Genomic DNA, 20437 nt, shown 5'->3' on the forward strand with positions numbered 1-20437 from the left:
CTCTTCGTTACCAATGATGGTAGTGTCGATGATAGTGGCGGCGATAGTATCGCGGGCCATCATCGTAATAGGCGTACGGCCCACCGCCGTAATAGCCGTATCTCGGGCCATAGTAGTAACCGTTGTTATAGGCATTGGCCGCCGCGGCCGCGCCTAGCACGCCTGCGGCCACACCGAAGCCGATCGCCGCGTTACGCCCGCCGCGGGCCTCGGCCGGCGAGTTGACGACAGCGGTTGTCGCAAGCGCGGCAACGGCTGCGAGAGTTAATCCTATCTTTCGCATGTGCGCTCCTTTCCGTTGCCGGGTTAACGCCTGCGGAGCGAGCGTGTTGCAGGAACTTGCGCAGGTTAATTTTTGCAGTTTAGGGAAACGGACTCCTGTTCCGATGATTCAACGGAGTTCCGGATGGCGATTATGTGATCGCGCGTCGGCTTGCGAGCGCAGACCATGCGGCCTTCCTGCATGGCGGCGTCGCTGCGCTATCGACTGCTGGACCGCTCGACATCCGGCGCTCTCGGACTCTTGTCCGACCGGTTCGGATCATCGACCCGGGATTTGAGATCGGCGGCCTTCTCGACCAGGCCCGCTGCCACATTCGGGTCCGTGACTGTCCGTGCAAATTTGAGAAGCGTAGTTGCCTGACGCGTCAGATACTGCCTGCCCACCACCGCTGCTATCTCCCGCTTGCCTGCCCGCAGAAATTACGTTGCAACGCGGGAATCGTTCCGAGCGATGTGTTACGAAGTGCACATTTAATCTTTGTTCCATCCGATGCCTGCGGCATTTTGGGTTCCCGTGGACTCCCGGAACCAACACCGGCCAATCACGTTTTTGCTCCATGAGAATTCGGGAAGAGAACTGCAATCTGGTGTTGCTCGCCGGCGTTACCTTGGTGAGTACTGTGATCGCAGGCGCCGCCGGCTTTTGGGAACCCGCCTCCGCCGTGAGCAAAAACAAGCAGGTCTATGCGGCCGCCGCGACGGCTTCGTCGCCGTCGACCAAGGCCGCCACGGCTTCACCGGCGGCACGTCAACCAGCCCGGCTCATCGACCAAACGCCGGTCCGGGTGATCGGCGCGCCTTTCGTGCCCAACACCAATCCGCGCGAGCGCTAAGCGGGATGGAGGGTCCGGCCGTGACGGCCGCCCCTATTTTCTTATACCTTACGCAACGCACCGTGCTGCGAGCCGCGGTCCGCTCTGCTTTGCGGCGGCGCCACGCTGGGTGTCCCCCACAGGTGTCGCCCTTTTGTCACCTCGCCGGCAAATCGAATGCGTTCATTAGCCAAGTTCAACACTTGCTCTTGATTCCACAAAAGCCTTTTGCTCGAATGACTTGGGCTGAGGTGTGCGATGAAATGGATGAAAGAACGCGACCTCCTGATCGCGCAAACAATGGCATTCGTGCAATCGGTGACCGGGAAGAAGCCGGACGCCGCGCAATTCCTCGCGAATCCTGCCTCTTTCGTGAGCCCGGAAGCGCCCGCCCCCTTTGACGTGCCCAAGGCCGCGCCCGCGGTGTCGATGCCTGACGTCGAGGCGATGCTGGCCGAAACCATCTCCGTCGCGCCGCTGAAGCCGGTCCAGAGCGCCCGTCCCGAGCCCAAGGTCGATTTCCAGTCCGAGATCCGCGCCCGTGTCGCCAATTTCCGCGCGCATCAGGAACGCTTCAACCGCGAGCGCGAGGCCTATTGCAGCGCCACCATGGCCAAGGTCCACGCCGCGCTGCGCGAAGACACCGCGCCGCCGCCACTGGGCAAATAGCTGCTCGCCAGGTCCTTTTGGTTTAGGTTCTTTTGTTCGACGGGTTTTCTTAGCGCGAACCTGAATCCGCTTCGCTTGAAGACCCTTCAGGTCCTGCCGATTCTCTCCAGCACCGGCAGCAGGTGCGTCAGAAACAGCTCCGGATTTTCGCTCATCGGGAAGTGGCCGAGCCCCTTCATGATGGTGACTTCACAACCCCTGATGCTGTTGGCCACGGCCAGCGTCTCCTCCGGGGTGCAGGAGTAATCATACTCGCCGGACAGCAGAAACAGCGGACAGCGCCTGGTGTCGATCTCTGCGACGCGGCCGCGGATGTCGCCGTCGAGCTTGTAGAAATACAGATCGCCTTTGAAGACGCCGGGCCCGCCCTGCATGTAGTGCCAGATCGTTTCCCAACGCTCACGTTCGGGCGCATCGGGGCCCACCAGTCCGGAGACGATGGCACCGCAGACCTCGCCGCCATGCACATCCGGCCGGTGCAGGAAATTCAGATCGTAATAGGGATCGACATGCGCGCCGGCCTGCAGACCGATGATGGCGCGAAAGCGCTCGGGATGTTCGAGCGCCAGATGCAGCGCGATGCGGCCGCCGATCGAGCAGCCGATCAGAATCGGCGTGTCGAGCTCGAGCGCCGCCGAAATTTCCAGGACCATGGTCGTGTATTGCGCCGAGGTCAGCTGGTATTCCTCCTCCTGCCAGCCAGCCGGCGGCGAGGATTTGCCGTGCCAGGGCATGTCGAAGGTAACGACGCGATGCTTCGAGGTGACGCGCGCATCGTTCATCAGCGCGCGGTATTGCCGGCCATCGCTGCCCGCGGTGTGCAGGCACAGTAACGGCGTGCCCTCACCCGCTTGCTCGACGTAGATGCGGTGCGGCCGGCCGAACAATTCCAGATGCATGTAGCGGCCGACGATCGGCTCGAACCTCGCGCTCATGCGCCGGCTCCCGTGGCGCGGAGCTTGGCGAGCGCCTCCTTGAAGTAACGCAGATGGGCCATGAAGATCTGCAGATTGCCTTCGGCCCTCAGCACGCGCCGCTTGATCAGCGCCAGCAAATCGTTGGAGCCCGGCGGCGGGCGCTCGCTCCAGAATTTCTTCCATTCCTCCTCGGAGGCGCGAAGCGCAAAGGCCGATGACGGCATCACCAACGGCCCTGGCGTCACCGACACGATTCGTCCCTCATGGATCGAAATCAGAAAGGCCGACTGGCCGACCTCCAGAAGAAAGCTGGTCGTGAGATAACGGCCGCGCCGGACCAATCCCGCATCGCCATTGACCCGCGCTTGCAGCGTCTCGATCATTCCCGTCCCTGCAATGTCGTCAGGCCGCTTCACAGCCCGAACCATTGAGTTGCATGATGGGTGGATTGGTCGCGCGGTCAATCGCTCCCCGCCTGCTAAAGCCACGCCCAGACCAGCGCGACGTTGGCCGCGCAGGCCACCAGCAGCGCGACCGTGAGCGTGAGTTGGACACGCTCGCAGGAGTGAGTCTGGAGGATCGTTCTCATGGCCGAAACATCCAGCGATTCTAGCCGAGGAGTCTCGTGGATTCTTTTTCGCGGGATTCATGACTCGTTTACGACTCAGGGACTCCGCCAAAATACCGCCAAAACGGACCATTTTTGCCTTCCCGAGCTCTGAAGGAATGGCATAGCAGCCAAGCCTGAAACCCGAATGGGGCTGCAACGTTGACCGTTTTTGCTGGAGCCACCCTGGATGCCCTACGCGCTGTTCTGCCAAGAGGCCAAGCTGAGCAAGGCCTATCCGACCGAGGCCGATGTCTGGAAGCTGGCCCGACAGTCGGGGCTGGTGGTCGATGCGGTTTCCGATGAGGAAAGGCAGGAGCCGCGACCGGTGCTGGACAATGACTACGAGATCAAGCCGTGCCAACCGGACCCCGACGAAGATCCGGCGCGCAACAAGGCCGAGGCCGAGCGTGACGCCCGTTCGGTGCTGCAGTTGGGTTCGAAAGCCGCCTGATGCGGCGGCTTGGCGAGTATTCCTGGCGGACATAGAAATAGTTGCCGCAGGGGACCAGCCCCGCCTTGCGGCCGGAGGAAAAATCGAACGATCGCCGCCTTAAGGCGTCGCGGCTGCCAGTGAAGCCTGTTCCGAGGCGAGCACGACGCAAGCCTTGCGGCGGTTCAGTCCCCTGATCGCGCCGGTCACCTTGAGCACCTTCCCAACCGGACAGTTGGCGTCCTGCACGAAGGCGATTTCATAGGGAGCAAGGATGAGCGGTTCTGATTTCAGGACAGTCTGGGCAAAGCATGGCAGCGACGCTGCGGAAAGTACCAGCCCTAACGCAAAAGCACGCATGTTTGATTGTCCAACCAGCCGACTGGACCATAATAACCGAAGATGACAAAAAGTTGCGTGCACCGCGAAAATTATTTTTTGCGGGCTGCCGACAGCCGCGGATAGCGCTTCGTGCCCTCCGGCAGCTGCCCCTGAAAACAAAAAGGCCGGCTTCCCCCCGGCCTTTTCTCGTCTGGTTACGCAGCAAGCCCGTCAGTATTTGGAGGCCGCGGGGCCACCCCAGCCAAACCGGTAGTTCACGCCGACCTTGACGGTGTGTTCGTCGTTCCGGAAGCTCTGGCCGGTGATGTCGGCGGGGCCAGCCGTGAAGGTGGTCTTGCCGAAATCGTAATACTGGTACTCGGCCTTGGCCGACCAGTTGGGTGCGAACATGTATTCGAGACCGCCGCCGACGGTGTAGCCGTCGTTGCGGTTGCCATTGTTGGTAAAGCCCGCCGGCAGGCCGCCCACGGTGACGCCGAGGTTGTTGCCGTCCCGCCAGGCATAACCGCCCTTGGCGTAGAGCAGCGCCGGACCCCAAGTGTAGCCGACCCGGCCGGTCACCGAACCGAGCTGGTCGGTATTGCTGGTCACCAGCGTACCGCCCGGGAACAGCACGCCATTATTGCTGCCGCCGTTCAGCCAGCTGTACTGGGCTTCGGCACCCACCACCCAATTGGGCGCGAATTGGTAGTCGAAGCCGCCCTGCACACCGCCGAGGAAGCGCGCGTCGCTGCCTTGCAGGGAGTCGTTACCCGCAAATGCCCCGCCGACGTGGCCGCCGATGTAGAAACCGGTCCAGTTATAGACCAGCGCCGGCGCCGTGTATGCCGGCGCCTTGGTGTAAGGTCGAGGCTGGATGTCCGCCGCGAAAGCAGGAGCCGCCATTGCGGCCAGCGCGGCAGCGCCGAGCAAAAACTTCTTCATCTTCATTCCCCGTGACTAACGTTCGTCATCAAACCAAACAACGTGACCTCAATTAGGTTGCTTTGCGGCAATGCCGGAGCACCTGACGGTGCCCAACTGTGACGGCGCGGCAACAAAGCGCTTTGGTTCCCTCGCATATAAGGTTTTTTCCTGCGTTAACTGGCAGGTATCCCGCTTTGTTGATGTCGGAGATGACTAAGGCAAGGTTCAAGGGTCGCCAAAAAGTGATTGAATTCAGGTCATGTTTTCGGAACGGAGGACCCTCCGCTTAGCCGGAAGGACCCTTCGCCGAAGAGCGTCATTCGGGTGTTTCCGGGATGCCCGATTTCAGGCTCCCGGAAGCCGTCCCGGCTCAATAGCCGGCAACGTCGATCACCGCCTCGGCAAAGGCCCGGGGCGCCTCTTGGGGCAGATTGTGGCCGACGCCGCCGGTGATCAGGCGGTGCGCGTATCTGCCCGAGAACTTCTTGGCATAGGCGGCAGGATCGGGGTGCGGGGCGCCATTGGCATCGCCTTCGAGGGTGATTGATGGCACCTGGATTACCGGAAACGCGGCGAGCCGCTTCTCCAGATCGTCGTATTTCGCCTCGCCCTCGGCCAGGCTGAGCCGCCAGCGATAATTGTGGATCGAAATCGCGACATGATCCGGGTTGTCGAGGGAGGCCGCGCTGCGCTCGAAGGTGGCGTCGTCGAAATTCCACTTCGGCGAAGCCGTTTGCCAGATCAGCCGGGCAAAATCGCGGGTATATTTTTCGTAGCCGGCCCGGCCGCGCTCGGTGGTGAAATAATACTGGTACCACCAGGAAAGCTCTGCCTTCGGCGGCAGCGGCGCCTTGTTGGCCTGTTGGCTGCCGATCAGATACCCGCTTACCGCGACCAGCGCCTTGACGCGTTGCGGCCAGATCGCCGCGACGATGTCGGCGGTCCGTGCGCCCCAGTCGAAGCCGGCGATAACCGCTTTCTCGATCCTCAGCGCATCCATCAGATCAATGACATCGACCGCGAGCGCGCCCTGCTGACCGTTGCGGAGCGTGTCGCTGGAGAGAAACCGCGTGGTGCCGTAGCCGCGCAGATGCGGCACGATCACCCGGAAGCCGGCCGAGGCCAGGATCGGCGCGACATCGACGAAGGCATGAATGTCGTAGGGCCAGCCGTGCAGGAGAATGACCGGCGGACCGTCGGCGGGCCCTGCTTCAGCGTATCCGACATTGAGGAGGCCAGCATTGATCCGCTTGATGGCAGGAAACGACGTGTGCGCGCCCGGCTTGACCGCACTCACTGGTTTGGCGTTACCGGACTGTGCGCCGGCCGGGCCGGCCAAAGCCACCTGGGCCGTTGCCAGCGTCATGGCCGCGGCGCCAAGAAAACGGCGGCGACCAAGGTTGATGTTGTCGGACATTTGGGTCTCCTTCGATACACATCGAGTGCGATTTGTTCGGATACGATCTAATTACCGCTATTGTTCCTGAAGTCAACCCTTCCGATTTAATCGTATCCGATATATATGCTCACCTGACGTCACGATCAGGTGTCCGGGAGCATCAGGATGAAACCGACCAAGCCTTCGAACCCAACGGCTTCGAACCCAACGCCTTCGGATCCGCGGCCTTCGGATCCCAAGCTCGCCGACTTCCTTTGCTTTGCGGTCTACTCGGCCAACCTCGCCTTTGGCCGGGCCTACAAACCGCTTCTCGATGAACTCGGCCTCACCTACACGCAATACATTGCGATCGTGGCGTTGTGGGAAAACGACAACCAGACCGTCTCAAGTCTCGGCGAAAAGCTGTTCCTCGAATCCAACACGCTGACCCCGATCCTGAAGAAGCTCGAGACGATGGGTTATCTGCGCCGGCAGCGCGATGCCGCCGACGAGCGCCAGGTGCTGGTCAGCCTGACCGAGGCCGGGCGGGGCCTGCGCGAAAAACTCGGAGGAAGGAATCTGGTGAAGGCTTCCGGGCTTTCGCCGGAGGAATTCCCCAAGCTGCAAAAGGCGGTGGTGACGGTGCGCAACAACCTGATCAAATCAATGCAGGATACGCCGACCGGCGCGCCGGCAAGCCCCGCGACGGCAAAGCAGAGCGCGTAATCCTGAGCACCGGCTGCTACCGCGCCATCTTTTCCAGGTCGGGGAATGGCGCATAGACCGCACCGGCGCAGGGCTCGCTGGCGTTTTCAATAATGCGGTCGAGCCGGCCATCGACGTAAAGGATCGCGCGTTCGCGCGGTTCGGCGTAATTGCCGTCGGAATCGCGCGGGCTGAAGCGCAGGCAACTGACATAACGCAGCCGTCCCCCGACGACGCGCTGTATCGGCTCAGCCATCACGGCATTACGCACACCGACCGGGTTGTTGAGATAGGTCCTCATGAACGAGAGTATCTCGCCCTTGTAATTGTTGGGAAACGGCTGATTGGAGACGCCGCGATCGTCGGTATAGGTGATGCTCCTGCCCTCGTCGCTGCTCGCGCAGGCCGCGAGCACGATCGGCAGCAACACGATCGCCGCAAATTTTGCTGATGTCCCCAAGCGTAAGTCTTCCACCTGCCCCCGAGGCTATCTCTTAGACCGGGCGGCGCCGAAATGGAATTCGCAACTCGGGCATCACGCCCGGATTGGACCGCTGAAAACGGCGCCAACCCACGGCCATTGGGGAAGCAATGGCGCGTGGGCTGGCCTGATACCCGCCGGCGCGGCGGGGGCAATGGGGATCGAACCGCGCCCGCGGATCAGTTATCAGCCGCGCCTGCCGTGCGGAACGTGCTTGAACACGACTTTCGGCGTGGTGTGCGTCTTCAACAAGCCGATGTGCTTGTGGTGGCGATGATGGTGGCGATAATGCTTGTGATGATGCCGGCCCATCCGCGCATTGGCATTGAAGAAATTCGCGTTCGCCTGCTCCGCCCTGATCGGCGCGTGCATGGTCTTACCCGGCGAACCGGCTAGCGCGGGTGCGGCGAGAACCGATACGGCGAGCAGCGCTGCGGAAATGGTCTTGAACATGGTTGTCTCCTCTTCCATGGATCGCAGGACGCTCCGGCCACGTGACCGACCCCTCGCTGATCATGCAGACGACGCTAACGACCCCGCACTGAACCCGTCGTGAAGCGCGACACCGGACTTCATTCATCTGCATGACATCTTCGTCATGTTCCCGGCGCAATGCGGCCGCAGCGCAAAAATCACGGGAATGGCACTAAAGGGGCGGGAATGTTCCCAACCGCCAGGTGTTCAAATCAGCGAGCTTCGGTATAGGATCGCCTGATGGCACCGTCCTTTTCTACTGATTTTCTCGAAGTCGGGTTTCTTGATCTGTTCAACTGGAGAGACGCATGACCAAATTTGCTATCAGGCTTCTGACGCTGGCGATGTTGACCCTGGCGCTGACGGCGGCCCCCTTCATCAGCGTGGTCTACGCGGCACCCGACAGCAGTCCGCCGCCGCCGCCCGATAACAGCAAAAAGAAGAAGCGATCGAGCGAAGTACGCCCGAGCACGCAGGAAACCGCATTTGCGGCCGGTTATCGCGCCGCCTATGCCGCGATCTACGATCGCCACGACTACGCCTCGGCGATCGAACAGTTGAAGGCGCTCGGCCGCGACGACAGCGCCGCGGTCGCCAATCTGATCGGCTACTCCTATCGCCAGCTCGGCGACTACAAGGTGTCGCAGGTCTGGTACGAGCGCGCGCTCAAGGCCGATCCGAACCACGTCAAGACCTGGCAATATTACGGCCTGTGGCAGGTCGAACAGGGCAACCGCGAATCCGCGCAATACCATTTGAACAAGATCGCGTCGCTTGCGGGCACCTCGAGTGACGAATACCGCTCGCTCGCCGCGGCGCTCGAAAAGCCGCCGGGAACCGGTCTGGTTTACTGAGCCGTCAACGCCCTCCCTTCGTGACGGGGAGCGGCAATACGAAAATGGATGGGTGCCGACGCGATCCGCCGCCGGCACCCTTCTTTTTCCGCCACGCACAACGGAAATTGCGTTCCAGCCTGGCCGCTGAGGCCGGTTGCTTCGGCTATTTATTAGCGAATCCTTAAGGATGATCTCTTTCCGCCAGCCGGGACGGGATCGAAGAACCATTTCAACACCCATGCTCGCCTAGGCTTTTCACCAAAATGACGCCGCCGCCCTATCGGACCAAGGCCCCGATGGGCTCCAGGCGGGCATCAGGGTTGGATGATGAGCACAGGCGATTACCCCGTGGCCGAAACGCCGGACGTTCTGCTGGCCGCGCTTGAGCGGGCGAACGACGCCGTCCTGATCCTGGATCGCGAGCTTCACGTCAGCTATTGCAACGCCGCGGCCGAGCTGATCTTCGGGCTCAACCGCGCAGCAGCGCTCGGCTGCCATGTCGGCGATCTCGGGCTCAAGGACCTGCAACATCATCATGTCGCGACGCCCGCCTCGGACCAGGTGAGCCGCAACGACGTTCCGAACGGACGCAACGCCGAGATCACGATCGCGCGCAAGGATGGCAGCCGGATTCGTGTGGCGCTTTGGCTTTCGAACATCGAGATCGACGGTCAACACCGCACCATCGCTTTCGTGCGCGACATCACCAAGGAGGTCGACCGGCGTGAAAGGCTGGCTCTGCTCTCGCTGGTCGCCGACCGGACCAGCCGCGCCGTTGTCGTCACCGATCGCAATCTGAGGGTCGTCTACACCAACGCCGCGTTTACGGGAATGTTCGGGTACTCGCTCGAAGAGGCGAAGGACCGGTTTGCAGGCGAACTGCTGGTGGGCCGCTGTACCGACCGCAGGACGCTGGCCAGGCTGCGACGCTGGGTCGGCGAGGAAGCCGGCGGCGAAGAGGAAGTCCTCGCCTACGACAAGAACGGCGACGAAATCTGGGTCTCGGCCAACGTCAAGACGTTCCGCGACGGGCGCGGACGGTCCAACTACATGTTCGCCCTGCTGACCGACATCACCGAGACCAAGCAGCTGCGTTCGCTGCAGCAGCTGATCATGAGCGCGCTGGCCGATGAAATCCCGATCGCCGACATCGCCGACCGGCTTTGCCGGCGCGTCGAAGAGATCGCGCCTGACGTCGTCTCCTCGTTGCTGCACATCGACGCCGGCGGACTGGTTCACTCGCTGGGCGGCCCCAGCCTTCCCGAGGACTATTCGCGGGCGCTGGACGGCGTCGCGATCGGTCCCAACATCGGCTCCTGCGGATCCGCGGCCTATTTCGGCAAGCCGGTGCTGGCGGAGGACATCGATACCGACCCGCGCTGGCAGCCGTTCAAGGCCCGCCCGCTCGAGGTTGGCCTGCGCGCCTGCTGGTCCACGCCGATCAAGGGCAAGGACGGCCGCGTGATCGGGACCTTCGCGTTCTACTACCGGGAATGTCGCGCGCCCAGCCGCTGGCATCAGCGGATCGTCGACGCCTGCGTCGATCTCGGCGGGCTCGCGATCGAGCGCAAGGAAGCCCGCGCCCAGATCGCGCGGCTCGCCTATTACGACATGCTGACCGGCCTGCCGAACCGCGCGCGCCTGCGCGATCTGATCCTTGAGGCCACCAACGCCTGCGCCGACGGAAGACACGTTGCACTGGCGTTTCTCGACATCGATAATTTCAAGGACGTCAACGATACGCTCGGACACTCGGCCGGCGACGAACTGCTGGTCGGATTTGCCCAGCGCCTGCGCGCGCAGATCCAGCCGGGCGACATGCTGGCGCGGCTCGGCGGCGACGAATTCGTGATCGTGCTGCCGAACCGCAACGCGGCCGAAGCCTCGCTGATGGCGTCGCGGATGACGGAGGCCCTGGTCAATCCGATTCAGATCGGCGCCAAGCAGGTCGCGATGTCCGCCAGCATCGGCATCAGCTTGTATCCGGACAACGCGACCGACATCGACACGCTGATCCAGCAGGCGGATGCCGCCATGTACAAGGCCAAGCAGGCCGGCCGCTCCACGTTTCGCTTCTTCAGCGCCGACATGGACCGGCTGGCCGAACAGCGGCTGGCCCACAGCGCGGCGCTGCGGCGCGCGCTCGCCAACGACGTTCTGCAATTGCAGTATCAGCCGCAGATCCGGACCAGCGACGGCGGCATTTATGGCGTCGAGGCGCTGGCGCGCTGGTACGATCCGGAGCTCGGCGACGTCTCGCCTTCGAAGTTCATCCCGCTCGCCGAAGAGTGCGGACTGATCGAACAGATCGGCATGTGGTCGCTCCGCGAGGCCTGCCGGCAAATGGCGGAATGGCGTGCGGCCGGCGTGGATATCCCCTGCGTGTCGGTCAACCTCTCGCCGATCAATTTCCAGAACCCGAACCTGGCCGCAACGGTCGCCGGGTTTCTCGCAGACCATGACCTGCCGCCGGAAGTGCTGATGCTCGAGATCACCGAAGGCGTGATCATGAACGAGCGTTCGGTTGCGATCGAGACGATGCATGCGCTTCGCGAACTGGGGGTCGGCCTGTCGCTGGATGATTTCGGCATCGGCTATTCGAGCCTCAGCCGGCTGGCGCATCTGCCGATCCGCGAATTGAAGATCGACCGCAGCTTCATGCACGATGTCGAGAGCGACCCCAGCGCGTTGGCGATCGTGACATCGGTGGTGCGCGTTGGCCAAAGTCTGCACCTCACCGTTGTCGCCGAAGGCGTCGAAAGCGACGGCCAGCTGAATCTGCTGACCGAACTTGGCTGCGACGTCGTGCAGGGATTTCTCTACGCCCGAGCGCTGTCGCCCGACGCGTTCGGCCGCTGGCTGCTCGACCACAGCGCCGCGCAGGCAAGCAGGATGCTGCGACACGTCGGACGATCGCTGGCCGAGGCTTCACCGCGCGCCGCTTCCGGCACGAACTCGTAAAGCCACTTTCATCGTCGTCCCGGCGAAGGCCGGGACCCATACCGCGTGATCTCTCGATGAAGATGCGGTAACAGAGACCGTTCGCAAAACTTCTTCCTGTGGCTATGGGTCCCGGGTCAAGCCCGGGACGACGGCGGTGTTTTTGTTGGCACCATGACCCAAAACGCAGTTTCGCATTCTCGCCGCGCATTGCGCCCGAGCTTTGCCAGAAATTCCGTGCCCCCGAAATAAGAGGGCGCAGGGAAGACCGGGTGCGCGCTGCACCCGCGGTCCCGTGTGCGGATTGCACAAAACAAAGTGCACACGAGCATACAGGGCAGCGGAGAACACCCGGCCTTCCCTGCGCAATGGCTTTACGGCTTATGCCGTGATCTCCCCGGAGACGAGTTCTTGGTTGACTCCGTCACCGCCGGTTCAGCTCACGCTTACGACGGCTTGACACCTGCAACGGGTGCCAGGACCACACGGTTTTACCGTACGCTTAGTTCACGCCATCGTCTCAGCGCAAACAAGCGTCCACCGCAACCCGCCCAACGTCCGTGACGACGGCCGACGCCCTTCTGAGTAGGGCGGGATGGGCAAACATATGCACCTGATTTTCATTCTGGTAAACAGAAATATTTTTAATTTCCGGGCTTGACACCAATTCCGTAAATCAGAACTGATTTGCCCGTCAGGTTAATTTGTCGCACCCGCTCGCTGTATTTCGCTATTGTGAGGGAAGCGACTCGATAGCCTATCGCGAGCACGGGAACGTAGGATGGGTAGAGCGCAGCGAAACCCATCGATGCTTCCGCGGGGTGAGATGATGGGTTTCGCTTTCGCTCTACCCATCCTACGATTGATGGGCATCGGGAGTTCACATATGGCAAAGAAACTTCCGCCGGTTCATCCCGGCGAAATCCTGCGGGAGGAATTTCTTGTTCCGCTTAAGCTGACACCTTATGCGGTCGCCGCCGCGCTGCACGTGCCGCGCACCCGTATCGAGCGCATCGCGCGCGAAGAAAAGCCTGTGACGGCCGACACTGCGCTGCGGCTCGGGAAATTCTTCAAGACCGGCGCGGCGTTCTGGATGAACATTCAGGCGCGCTTCGATCTCGAAACGGCCGAAGACGCGCTCGCGCCGCAGATCAAGAAGATCGCGGCCTACAAGGCGGCGTGAGAATTGCGGCAAATCCATGCAAATAAAAAGGGCCGCTTGAATAAACAAGCGGCCCAAGTCTAGGGAGGAAACGCCCCAAAAGAGGGCAGCGACAGCGCGAGGCGCCGCCGCACAGTGTATGTAGGTTCGAAAAAGCCCTGATCAATACCGAGGGCTCACGCTTCGCGCGGATTCTTAACTCGATCTTTCAAGAAGAATTACGGTGACGCACAGGCGTCATTGCGAGCGAAGCGAAGCAATCCATACCGCGCCAAGCAGGCCTATGGATTGCTTCGTCGCTTTCGCTCCTCGCAAAGACGGCGAGTTGAGAAGGCCCCCTCACTTCATCATCCCCTGAACCTCGCCGCGAAACGCCTGCCGTGCCGCATCGCGCGAATAGAACATGTGGCCGCCGGGATAGACGACGAGCTTCACTCTGGCGGGGCTGGCGAAGGCAGGCAACCCATCGAGGATGATCCTCGAGGCGAAATACGGCGTGGCGAGATCGAACAGGCCGTGGCCGACCAGCAGTTTCATTTTCGGGTCGAGCGCGAGAATCTGCCGCAATTGAGAAACGGACTCGGCGGGTCCGCGGCCGAAATCCCACGACCGTAAGACGCTGTCGTTGAGCAGATGGTACGAGCCGTCCGGCCGCCAGTTCAGCTTGCGCGTGGTGAGATCGACGGCGGCGCTGGTCAACGGCGCCATCAGGGAATCCCCGGAGGGATCGCCGAAATGCGAGGAATCCGAATCCGGATAGGGATCGAAGCCCGACACCGACGCGTCATAGCGTCCGGTCACCCGGCCGTTGCGGCGGTCGAACTCCCGGCGGAATTCGCCGACCTCGAAGCGTCCGGCAAGCCGGCGGCTCACGGCCTGATCGATGCCGGTCAACGACGCGACCTTGTCGGCGAGCCGGTTGCTGGCCTCGGTGTCCGCCTGCCCCTTCAGCAGGTCAGCCACAAACTCGCCGCGGGCGTAGCGTTCGACGTCCGCGAGATCGGACCATTTCACCGGTCCCTTCGCTTCGCGCGCCACCGCGGCCATGGTGGGTAACCTGTGGACGTATTGCAGCTGGCTGGAGCCGGAAAACTCGCGGTAGTCGAGCAAGGGAGAGACGAGGATCAGCCCGCGCACGCCGACGCCCTGCTGGGTCTGCAGGTTGCGAACGATCTTCGGGCCGCGGATGCCGCCATAGCTTTCGCCGGTGACATATTTCGGCGACAGCAGCCGGTCGTATTTTTCGAGCCAGCGCCGGATCACCAGCGCGATCGAACTGACGTCGCCGTCCAGGCTGAAGAACCGCTTGCGCGCGTCCTCGCCCGTCGCGACGAAGCGGCTATAGCCGGTGCTCACGGGATCGATGAAGACCAGATCAGTGAAGTCGAGCCAGGTCTCGGCGTTGGGCACAAGCTCGGGCGAAGCGGAGGCAATCGCGCCATCTCCCGTAATCGACAGCCGCCACGGTCCGGCAGTGCCGAACTGCAGCCACGCCGAGGAAGCGCCCGGCCCGCCATTGAACAGGAACGTGACCGGCCGCGCGCCGCGATCGGTGCCGTCGAGCTGGAAGGAGGTGTAGGCGATGTCGGCCTGCGGCTCGCCTTTTTCGTCGAACAGCCGGATCGAACCTGCGGTCGCGGTGAAGGCCAGCGTGCGCCCGGGCAGCGCCAGCGTCTGTCTGGTGGTGGAATCCGGCGGCAGCCGATGCTGATCGGAGACCGGCTGCGGGGCCGCGGCGTCGCCGCGCCGTCCGCCGCCCTTCTGTCCCTGCGGCGGCAGCGTTGGACCCGGCGTCGGCGTCGCGGCGGGTTGTGGCTGCACGGCCGTCGGGCTTGCGTCCTGGGCGCGCGCGCCGGCCACGCAGGCCAGCATCACAAGCGTGATGGCCAGTTGCATATGACGCCGCGCGGTGAAGCGAAAAGCCATGACGTCCTGCTCCCTCTCACTTGCTCCCGGTGCCACTTGATCCCTTTGCCACGAGATCCGTTGGGCTACGGATTTCAGCCTGGGATGGCGACAGAAGGGCTGTGCTACAACAGGACGAAATCCGCTGGCATCACAATCCCGACAGTATTGCGTGAAAGCAATCCGTATGGGCTTGGTCCGCCGCACCGCCATGGTTGTCCTCGCCGACCGTTAGGTGATAACGGTCGGTTCCGCTGGCGGACCCGGCCAATTATTTTTTGATTCATCCATGAAACCATTTTGGCGCTGGCGAGACTAAAGAACCTGCGCTTTCCAATGGGGACCAAAATGAAACGTGCGATTATTGCCTGCCTCGGCCTGCTGACGCTGGCTTGTCCCGCCGCCGCGGATTCACCGGTTGCGGTGGTCGAGGACGTCAAGGGCAAGGTGACCGGCGCTGAATTCATGGACTATGTGACGGCCCGGTCCGTCATCAAGATCGCCGACGGCGGCTCCGTCGTGCTCAGCTATTTGAAGTCCTGCCGACGCGAGACCATCAGCGGCGCCGGCACCGTCGTCGTCGGCAACGAAGAGAGCATCGTCGATCAAGCCGTCCTCAAGGCGGAGAAGACGAACTGCGATTCCAACCAGGCCAACGCCACCACCAAGGACACCAGCGCCGTCGCCGCCACCCTGCTCCGCAGCGCCACAGCCACTTCGCTGCCCGCGCCGCAGCTCACGCTTTACGGCGCCTCGCCGTTCGTGCAGGCCAAGGGCCGCGGCACGCTGGTGGTGCGCCGGCTCGACCTCGCCGGCGAGCGTCACCAGATCGCGCTCGGCGGCACCCAGCTCAAGGGCAAGTTCGTCGATTTCGCCGGCGAGAACGTCGCGCTGGTCCCCGGCGGTCTCTACGCCGCCTCGTTCAAATCGTCGGAAATCGTGTTCCGGGTCGACGCCCAGGCCCAACCTGGCGCGACGCCGATCGTCGGCCGGCTGCTGCGGCTGGACTAGGCGTGCCGGACCTCCGCGCTTGAGAATCAGGCGCAGCACGCGCAACCAGATGGTGATCGCCGCCATCGCGCTGGTCTGCGCCGCGGCCTCGGTTTCTCCCGTCGTCAGGCCGATCCGCGGGCTCTCGCTCGACATTCTCACGGCGCTGCGGTGGGAGGTGTTTGGCCGCAGGCAGGATCCGGCCGCGTCTCCGACGGTCGTCGTCGCGATCGACGAGGAAAGCCTGCGCACCGCCCCCTTCAAGGACTCGCCGATGCTGACCTGGACCAGGGAGATCGGCCGCGTGCTGACCGCGACCCTGGAAGGCGGCGCCAAGGTCGCCGGCTTCGACGTGGTGATCCCGACGTCGATCGAGCAGTCGGAGATCCCGTTCGGCGACAACATGCTGGGCACGAGGGTGCGCGGCTTCGACAAAGACTTCCTGATTGCGCTGGCCGGCGCGGCAGCCACCGGCAAGGTGGTGCTGGGGGAGACGCTCGGCGGCAACCAGCCGGTCAGGCCCTCGGCCGGACAGCGCATCGCGGTGCGGCAGCAGCAGAACATCCGGCCGCTTAACGTTCATACCGACCATGACGACGTGGTGCGACGCATGCCGCTGACGTTCCCCAGCAACGGCGCGAAAGTGCCTTCGATGGCGGTCGAGCTGGCGGCGCGCGCGATGGGCGCGGCTCCCGAATTCGACAAGAATGGCCGGATGACACTCGGTGGTTACCGGATTCCGGGCCGGGTGCCGAATACGCTGACGCTGAATTTCGAGGGCGGCGCGGCCGACATTCCGACCTTCTCGTTCGCCGATCTGCGCAACTGCGCGGTCAAGGACGACAAGGACTATTTTCGGCGCTGGTTCGACGGCAAGGTCGTCATTTTCGGCACCGTTCTCGATATCGAGGACCGGCGCATGACGTCCAAGCGCTTTGCGACCGGCATCGAGGGCGCGCGCACGCCGCGCTGCGCGGCCGGGAGCACGCCGGTCTCCGCCGCCTTCAGGACCAGCACTATCGCCGGCGTCTATATCCACGCCACCGCGGTCAACAACCTGATCTCGCGCAATGCGGTGGTCGAACCGGGGCCGCTGTCGCGCTTCCTGATATCAGCCCTGTTCGCGGCGCTGGCGGCCATCGCCGCGTGGCAGCTCAGACCGCTCGTCGCGGCGACGACCTGGGCGGTCATGGTCGTGGCCGGCATCGCCGGCGCCACCCTCGCCTTCAATCACGCGCTGGCGCTCCCGGTCGCCGAGCCGTTCCTCGCCAGCCTGTTGGCGCTGGCCTCGACGATCGGTTTCCGCTTTGTCGTCGCCGACAAGGATCGCCGCCTGCTGCAGAAGAGCTTTGCGCTGTACCTCGCCCCGCACGTCATCAACCGGATGCTGTCGTCGAACAAACTGCCGGAGCTTGGTGGCGAGACCCGCGAGGTGACGGTGTTCTTCTCCGACATCGAAGGGTTTTCGCTGATCGCCGAGAAGATGTCGCCAGACAGCCTGATGGAGCTGATGAACGAATATCTCTCTGTCATGACCGACGTCATCGAAAGCCATGGCGGCTATGTCGACAAGTATATCGGCGACTCCGTCGTGGCGGTGTTTGGTGCGCCGGCCGACGATCCCGACCATGCCGCCAATGCGGCGCGCGCCGCGCTGGACTGCTGCACAAAGTTGGCCGAGCTCAACGCCTCTTCGGCGCTCTTTCACGAACACAAACTGGCTCAGCGGATCGGCATCAATTCCGGCGAGGCGCTGGTCGGCAATTTCGGATCGCGGCGCCGCTTCAATTACTCGGTCATGAGCGATGCGGTGAACCTTGCCTCGCGGCTGGAGGGCGCCAACAAATTCTATGGCACGACCGTCATCGCTTCGGAAACGACGGTTGCCCTTGCCGGCGACGCTTTCGCCTGGCGCGAACTCGATGCGATCAGAGTCAAGGGACGCAACCAGGCGCTGAAAATCTACGAGTTGCTGGCGCTCTCGACCGGGCTTGGCGCTTCCCGGCAGGTGCTGATCGCCCATTACGCCGACGGACTTGCGCATTGGCGCGCCCGGGAATTCGAGCTTGCCGCAAAATGCTTCGAGCGTTCGGCCGATATCGACCGGCCGGCAGCGCTGTTCAGGCAGCGCGCCCGGGAGTTGGCTGAAAATCTGCCTGATAAGGATTGGGACCCGATCCGAACCCTGCAGGAGAAATAGCCGCTCCGGCCCTTCGGCTTGGGTTACCATCCCGGGCGTGGCGCCCTTCCATCTCGACAAGCGCCGCCAAGGTGTATAGACGAGCGCGGCGCAATCCGGCGCCACCATGAGCCCGTAGTCCGATGGCCAGCCCCAAGCGATATGACCGCATCGCCTTCGTTGCGAGCGCTTCCGCGGAGGCGCAGGCGGCGCTGGCCGAGTTCGCCAGGCTTTACGGCAATCACGCCCCGGATACGGCCGATATCCTGGTGGCGATCGGCGGCGACGGGTTGATGCTGGAAACGCTGCACCGGTACATGCGGACCGGCAAGCCGATCTACGGCATGCATCGCGGCACCGTCGGTTTTCTGATGAATGAATTCTCGACGCACGACCTGCATGGCCGGCTGGCCGCGGCGCGCGAGACGCTGATCAATCCGCTGTTGATGCGCGCGACCGATATTCACGATCAGGTGCATCTGCACCACGCCATCAATGAAGTGTACCTGTTTCGTCAGACCTATCAGGCCGCGCATGTGCGCATCCTGATCGACGAGCACGAACGCATGGCCGAACTGATCGCCGACGGCATTCTGGTGGCGACGCCGGCCGGCTCCACCGCCTATAACCTCTCGGCGCAGGGGCCGATCCTTCCCATCAATGCGGCGCTGCTGGCACTGACCCCGATCAGCGCGTTCCGGCCGCGGCGCTGGCGCGGCGCGCTGCTCCCCAACACCGCCTTCGTGGTCATCGAAGTGCTCGAGGGCGGCAAGCGTCCGGTCGCAGCCGTGGCCGACCATGACGAAGTGCGCGACGTGCGCCGTGTCGAGGTGCTGTCCGACAAGTCGATCTCGATGCGGATGCTGTTCGACCCCGGCCACAGCCTGGAAGAGCGCATCCTGCGCGAGCAGTTCGGGCATTAGCCGTCGTCCCGGCTGCCCCGTCGTCCCGGCCTTGAGCCGGGACCCATAACCACCGAACGTTGTTGTTGCGCAAAGCGTCGGCCACTTCGCCCCAACCGATAGCACAACGCGGTATGATTCCCGGCTCAAGGCCGGGACGACGTGTTGATAGAGCGGTGACATGAGCTGCCACCAGATCCCCTGCCGGCCCCCCTTTCGCAACCATTCGTTAACCGGCCCCGCGATATGGTTAACGCCGGGTGTACCGTGTTGCCCGGTATGCGCTTAGGACCGGACCATGTATCGCATCGATTTCAACAAGCTGCGGTTTCTGATTTGCGACGACAACCCGCATATGCGCCGCATCCTGCGGACGCTGCTGCACTCGTTCGGCGCGCGCGAGGCTTACGAGTCCGAGGACGGCGCCACCGCCCTCGAAATGTACACCCACTACGTTCCCGATATCGTCATCACCGACTGGGCGATGCCGATCTTCGACGGGCTCGAACTGGCGCAGATGATCCGGCAGCCGGAATCCAAGGGCAATCCCTACGCGCCGATCATCATGCTGACCGGCCATTCGGAGAAGCGCCGCGTCACGGTCGCGCGCGACGCCGGTGTCACCGAATTCCTGGCCAAGCCGATCTCGGCCAAGGGGCTCTATCAGCGCATCCTCAACGTCGTCGCCAATCCGCGGCCGTTCATCAAGACCAAGACCTATTTCGGCCCGGACCGCCGGCGCAACACCAACAATGCCTATATCGGCCCCGAGCGCCGCATCGGCGGCGAGATGGAAGTGATGCAGCAGCCGTCGCTGCTCGACAAGGCGCGATCCAGCGTCTAACGCGCGAACCGCTGAGGAACCATCATGGCGAAGGAAAAACCCGGGAAGCTGGAGGTCAAGAGCTTCGCCGATCACCACGTGATCACGCAGCCCAATCCGCTGCGCAAGGTGCTGCTGCGCGTTCCGGAATCCGACCTCGACGATCCGGTCGGGCGCGCCGAAAAAGCGCTGGCCGGGCTGTCGGGTGAATTCAAGAACTGGATGGCGATCGAAGCCGACCGGCTTTCCGACGCCCACGCCGCCATCCTGAAGGGTGGCTTCACCGACGACGCCCGCGAAGAGCTGTTTCGCGCCGCCCACGACATCAAGGGCGATGCTGCGACGTTCGGCTTTCCCTCCGCGGGCGCCGCCGCCGAAAGCCTGTGCCGCATCATCGAACACGCGCCCGATCTCGAACTGGTGCCGTCGGATCTGATCAGGCATCACATCAACGCCATTCAGGCCATCGTGCGCGAGCGCACCAAGCTCGACACCGCGGCCACCGCCGGCGTGCTCAGCCGCTCGCTCCGCGGCATCGCCGACGAATTCCTCACCTACGCCAACCGCGACCGCCCCGAACATCTCGAAGCGATTTTGGCGCCGAGCATTATTCCGGTGGAATAGACGCGAGCTTCATCAGCTCGTCGTTCCTGCCTAGTGCGCAATTGCGCACGGGCGCAGGGACCCATACGCC

22 protein-coding genes are annotated in these 20437 nt (G+C 63.1%); 12 read left to right on the top strand and 10 right to left on the bottom strand.

The annotated features are described in order from the left end of the window. Nucleotides 1-7 precede the first annotated feature (7 nt). Entirely contained in the window at nucleotides 8-283 is a 276-nt protein-coding gene (locus tag ABIE49_RS05745) for a hypothetical protein (RefSeq protein ID WP_192733970.1), read from the bottom strand. Nucleotides 284-839: 556 nt separating this feature from the next. On the opposite strand from ABIE49_RS05745, the gene ABIE49_RS05750 reads away from it, so the two are divergent. Together ABIE49_RS05750 and ABIE49_RS05755 are read left to right on the top strand one after the other, a co-directional pair. After that, nucleotides 840-1115 (top strand): hypothetical protein, encoded by a 276-nt coding sequence (locus ABIE49_RS05750; protein ID WP_192733971.1) that lies wholly within the window; start codon nucleotides 840-842, stop codon nucleotides 1113-1115. A 237-nt stretch (nucleotides 1116-1352) separates the two neighbouring features. Further along, nucleotides 1353-1763 carry a hypothetical protein gene (locus tag ABIE49_RS05755; RefSeq protein ID WP_192733972.1) on the top strand — a complete coding sequence of 137 codons (411 nt, stop codon included), beginning with the start codon at nucleotides 1353-1355 and terminating at the stop codon, nucleotides 1761-1763. Between the two features lie 86 nt (nucleotides 1764-1849). Here the strand turns inward: ABIE49_RS05755 and ABIE49_RS05760 are convergent, their stop codons facing one another. The 3 genes from ABIE49_RS05760 to ABIE49_RS05770 all read right to left on the bottom strand — a co-directional run bounded on the left by ABIE49_RS05760 (nucleotide 1850) and on the right by ABIE49_RS05770 (nucleotide 3269). Beyond that, a complete protein-coding gene (locus tag ABIE49_RS05760) occupies nucleotides 1850-2698 on the bottom strand; it encodes an alpha/beta fold hydrolase (protein ID WP_192733973.1) in 849 nt (282 codons plus the stop codon). After that, entirely contained in the window at nucleotides 2695-3063 is a 369-nt protein-coding gene (locus ABIE49_RS05765; RefSeq protein ID WP_192733974.1) for a hypothetical protein, read from the bottom strand. The genes ABIE49_RS05760 and ABIE49_RS05765 overlap by 4 nt, the downstream gene beginning before the upstream one ends. Nucleotides 3064-3158: 95 nt before the next feature. Next, a complete protein-coding gene (locus ABIE49_RS05770; RefSeq protein ID WP_192733975.1) occupies nucleotides 3159-3269 on the bottom strand; it encodes a glucose transporter in 111 nt (36 codons plus the stop codon). 208 nt (nucleotides 3270-3477) lie between these two features. On the opposite strand from ABIE49_RS05770, the gene ABIE49_RS05775 reads away from it, so the two are divergent. Next, the gene (locus tag ABIE49_RS05775) at nucleotides 3478-3741 is read left to right on the top strand and encodes a hypothetical protein (RefSeq protein WP_192733976.1); all 264 of its coding nucleotides are present in this window, start codon (nucleotides 3478-3480) and stop codon (nucleotides 3739-3741) included. A 99-nt stretch (nucleotides 3742-3840) separates the two neighbouring features. Here the strand turns inward: ABIE49_RS05775 and ABIE49_RS05780 are convergent, their stop codons facing one another. The 3 genes from ABIE49_RS05780 to ABIE49_RS05790 form a co-directional block, all read right to left on the bottom strand. After that, nucleotides 3841-4080: a hypothetical protein gene (locus tag ABIE49_RS05780; RefSeq protein ID WP_192733977.1), complete on the bottom strand. Its 240-nt coding sequence runs from the start codon at nucleotides 4078-4080 to the stop codon at nucleotides 3841-3843. Between the two features lie 192 nt (nucleotides 4081-4272). Next, a complete protein-coding gene (locus tag ABIE49_RS05785; protein ID WP_192733978.1) occupies nucleotides 4273-4986 on the bottom strand; it encodes an outer membrane protein in 714 nt (237 codons plus the stop codon). A 352-nt stretch (nucleotides 4987-5338) separates the two neighbouring features. Then, nucleotides 5339-6385 carry an alpha/beta fold hydrolase gene (locus ABIE49_RS05790; RefSeq protein WP_192733979.1) on the bottom strand — a complete coding sequence of 349 codons (1047 nt, stop codon included), beginning with the start codon at nucleotides 6383-6385 and terminating at the stop codon, nucleotides 5339-5341. Nucleotides 6386-6532: 147 nt separating this feature from the next. Between ABIE49_RS05790 and ABIE49_RS05795 the strand changes: the two genes are divergently transcribed. Further along, a complete protein-coding gene (locus ABIE49_RS05795; protein WP_192733980.1) occupies nucleotides 6533-7072 on the top strand; it encodes a MarR family winged helix-turn-helix transcriptional regulator in 540 nt (179 codons plus the stop codon). A gap of 16 nt (nucleotides 7073-7088) precedes the next feature. On the opposite strand, the gene ABIE49_RS05800 is transcribed toward ABIE49_RS05795, so the two are convergent. Both ABIE49_RS05800 and ABIE49_RS05805 read right to left on the bottom strand, forming a co-directional pair. Further along, on the bottom strand, nucleotides 7089-7511 hold the full coding sequence (locus ABIE49_RS05800) for a hypothetical protein (protein ID WP_192733981.1): 423 nt from the start codon (nucleotides 7509-7511) through the stop codon (nucleotides 7089-7091). 207 nt (nucleotides 7512-7718) lie between these two features. After that, nucleotides 7719-7985, bottom strand: coding sequence for a His-rich protein BRANT (locus ABIE49_RS05805; RefSeq protein ID WP_192733982.1), 267 nt, complete (start codon nucleotides 7983-7985; stop codon nucleotides 7719-7721). A gap of 329 nt (nucleotides 7986-8314) precedes the next feature. Between ABIE49_RS05805 and ABIE49_RS05810 the strand changes: the two genes are divergently transcribed. From ABIE49_RS05810 to ABIE49_RS05820, 3 genes are all read left to right on the top strand, one after another. After that, nucleotides 8315-8860, top strand: coding sequence for a tetratricopeptide repeat protein (locus ABIE49_RS05810; RefSeq protein ID WP_192733983.1), 546 nt, complete (start codon nucleotides 8315-8317; stop codon nucleotides 8858-8860). A 309-nt stretch (nucleotides 8861-9169) separates the two neighbouring features. After that, complete coding sequence (locus tag ABIE49_RS05815; RefSeq protein ID WP_192733984.1) at nucleotides 9170-11803, top strand: EAL domain-containing protein; 2634 nt, start codon at nucleotides 9170-9172, stop codon at nucleotides 11801-11803. 865 nt (nucleotides 11804-12668) lie between these two features. Next, entirely contained in the window at nucleotides 12669-12965 is a 297-nt protein-coding gene (locus ABIE49_RS05820) for a HigA family addiction module antitoxin (protein ID WP_192733985.1), read from the top strand. 318 nt (nucleotides 12966-13283) lie between these two features. On the opposite strand, the gene ABIE49_RS05825 is transcribed toward ABIE49_RS05820, so the two are convergent. After that, nucleotides 13284-14870 carry a S10 family peptidase gene (locus ABIE49_RS05825; protein WP_192733986.1) on the bottom strand — a complete coding sequence of 529 codons (1587 nt, stop codon included), beginning with the start codon at nucleotides 14868-14870 and terminating at the stop codon, nucleotides 13284-13286. A gap of 327 nt (nucleotides 14871-15197) precedes the next feature. Between ABIE49_RS05825 and ABIE49_RS05830 the strand changes: the two genes are divergently transcribed. The 5 genes from ABIE49_RS05830 (at nucleotide 15198) to ABIE49_RS05850 (ending at nucleotide 20367) form a co-directional block, all read left to right on the top strand. Next, complete coding sequence (locus ABIE49_RS05830) at nucleotides 15198-15860, top strand: hypothetical protein (protein WP_192733987.1); 663 nt, start codon at nucleotides 15198-15200, stop codon at nucleotides 15858-15860. A gap of 25 nt (nucleotides 15861-15885) precedes the next feature. Then, nucleotides 15886-18039, top strand: a complete 2154-nt coding sequence (locus ABIE49_RS05835) for a CHASE2 domain-containing protein (RefSeq protein ID WP_502915985.1) — start codon at nucleotides 15886-15888, stop codon at nucleotides 18037-18039. A 122-nt stretch (nucleotides 18040-18161) separates the two neighbouring features. Beyond that, nucleotides 18162-18941, top strand: a complete 780-nt coding sequence (locus tag ABIE49_RS05840; protein ID WP_192733988.1) for an NAD kinase — start codon at nucleotides 18162-18164, stop codon at nucleotides 18939-18941. A 277-nt stretch (nucleotides 18942-19218) separates the two neighbouring features. Next, on the top strand, nucleotides 19219-19764 hold the full coding sequence (locus ABIE49_RS05845) for a response regulator (protein ID WP_192733989.1): 546 nt from the start codon (nucleotides 19219-19221) through the stop codon (nucleotides 19762-19764). A 24-nt stretch (nucleotides 19765-19788) separates the two neighbouring features. Next, nucleotides 19789-20367 carry an Hpt domain-containing protein gene (locus ABIE49_RS05850; RefSeq protein ID WP_192733990.1) on the top strand — a complete coding sequence of 193 codons (579 nt, stop codon included), beginning with the start codon at nucleotides 19789-19791 and terminating at the stop codon, nucleotides 20365-20367. The last annotated feature ends 70 nt before the right edge of the window (nucleotides 20368-20437 follow it).

It is taken from the genome of Bradyrhizobium sp. OAE829, assembly GCF_040546575.1.
Taxonomy (GTDB): domain Bacteria; phylum Pseudomonadota; class Alphaproteobacteria; order Rhizobiales; family Xanthobacteraceae; genus Bradyrhizobium.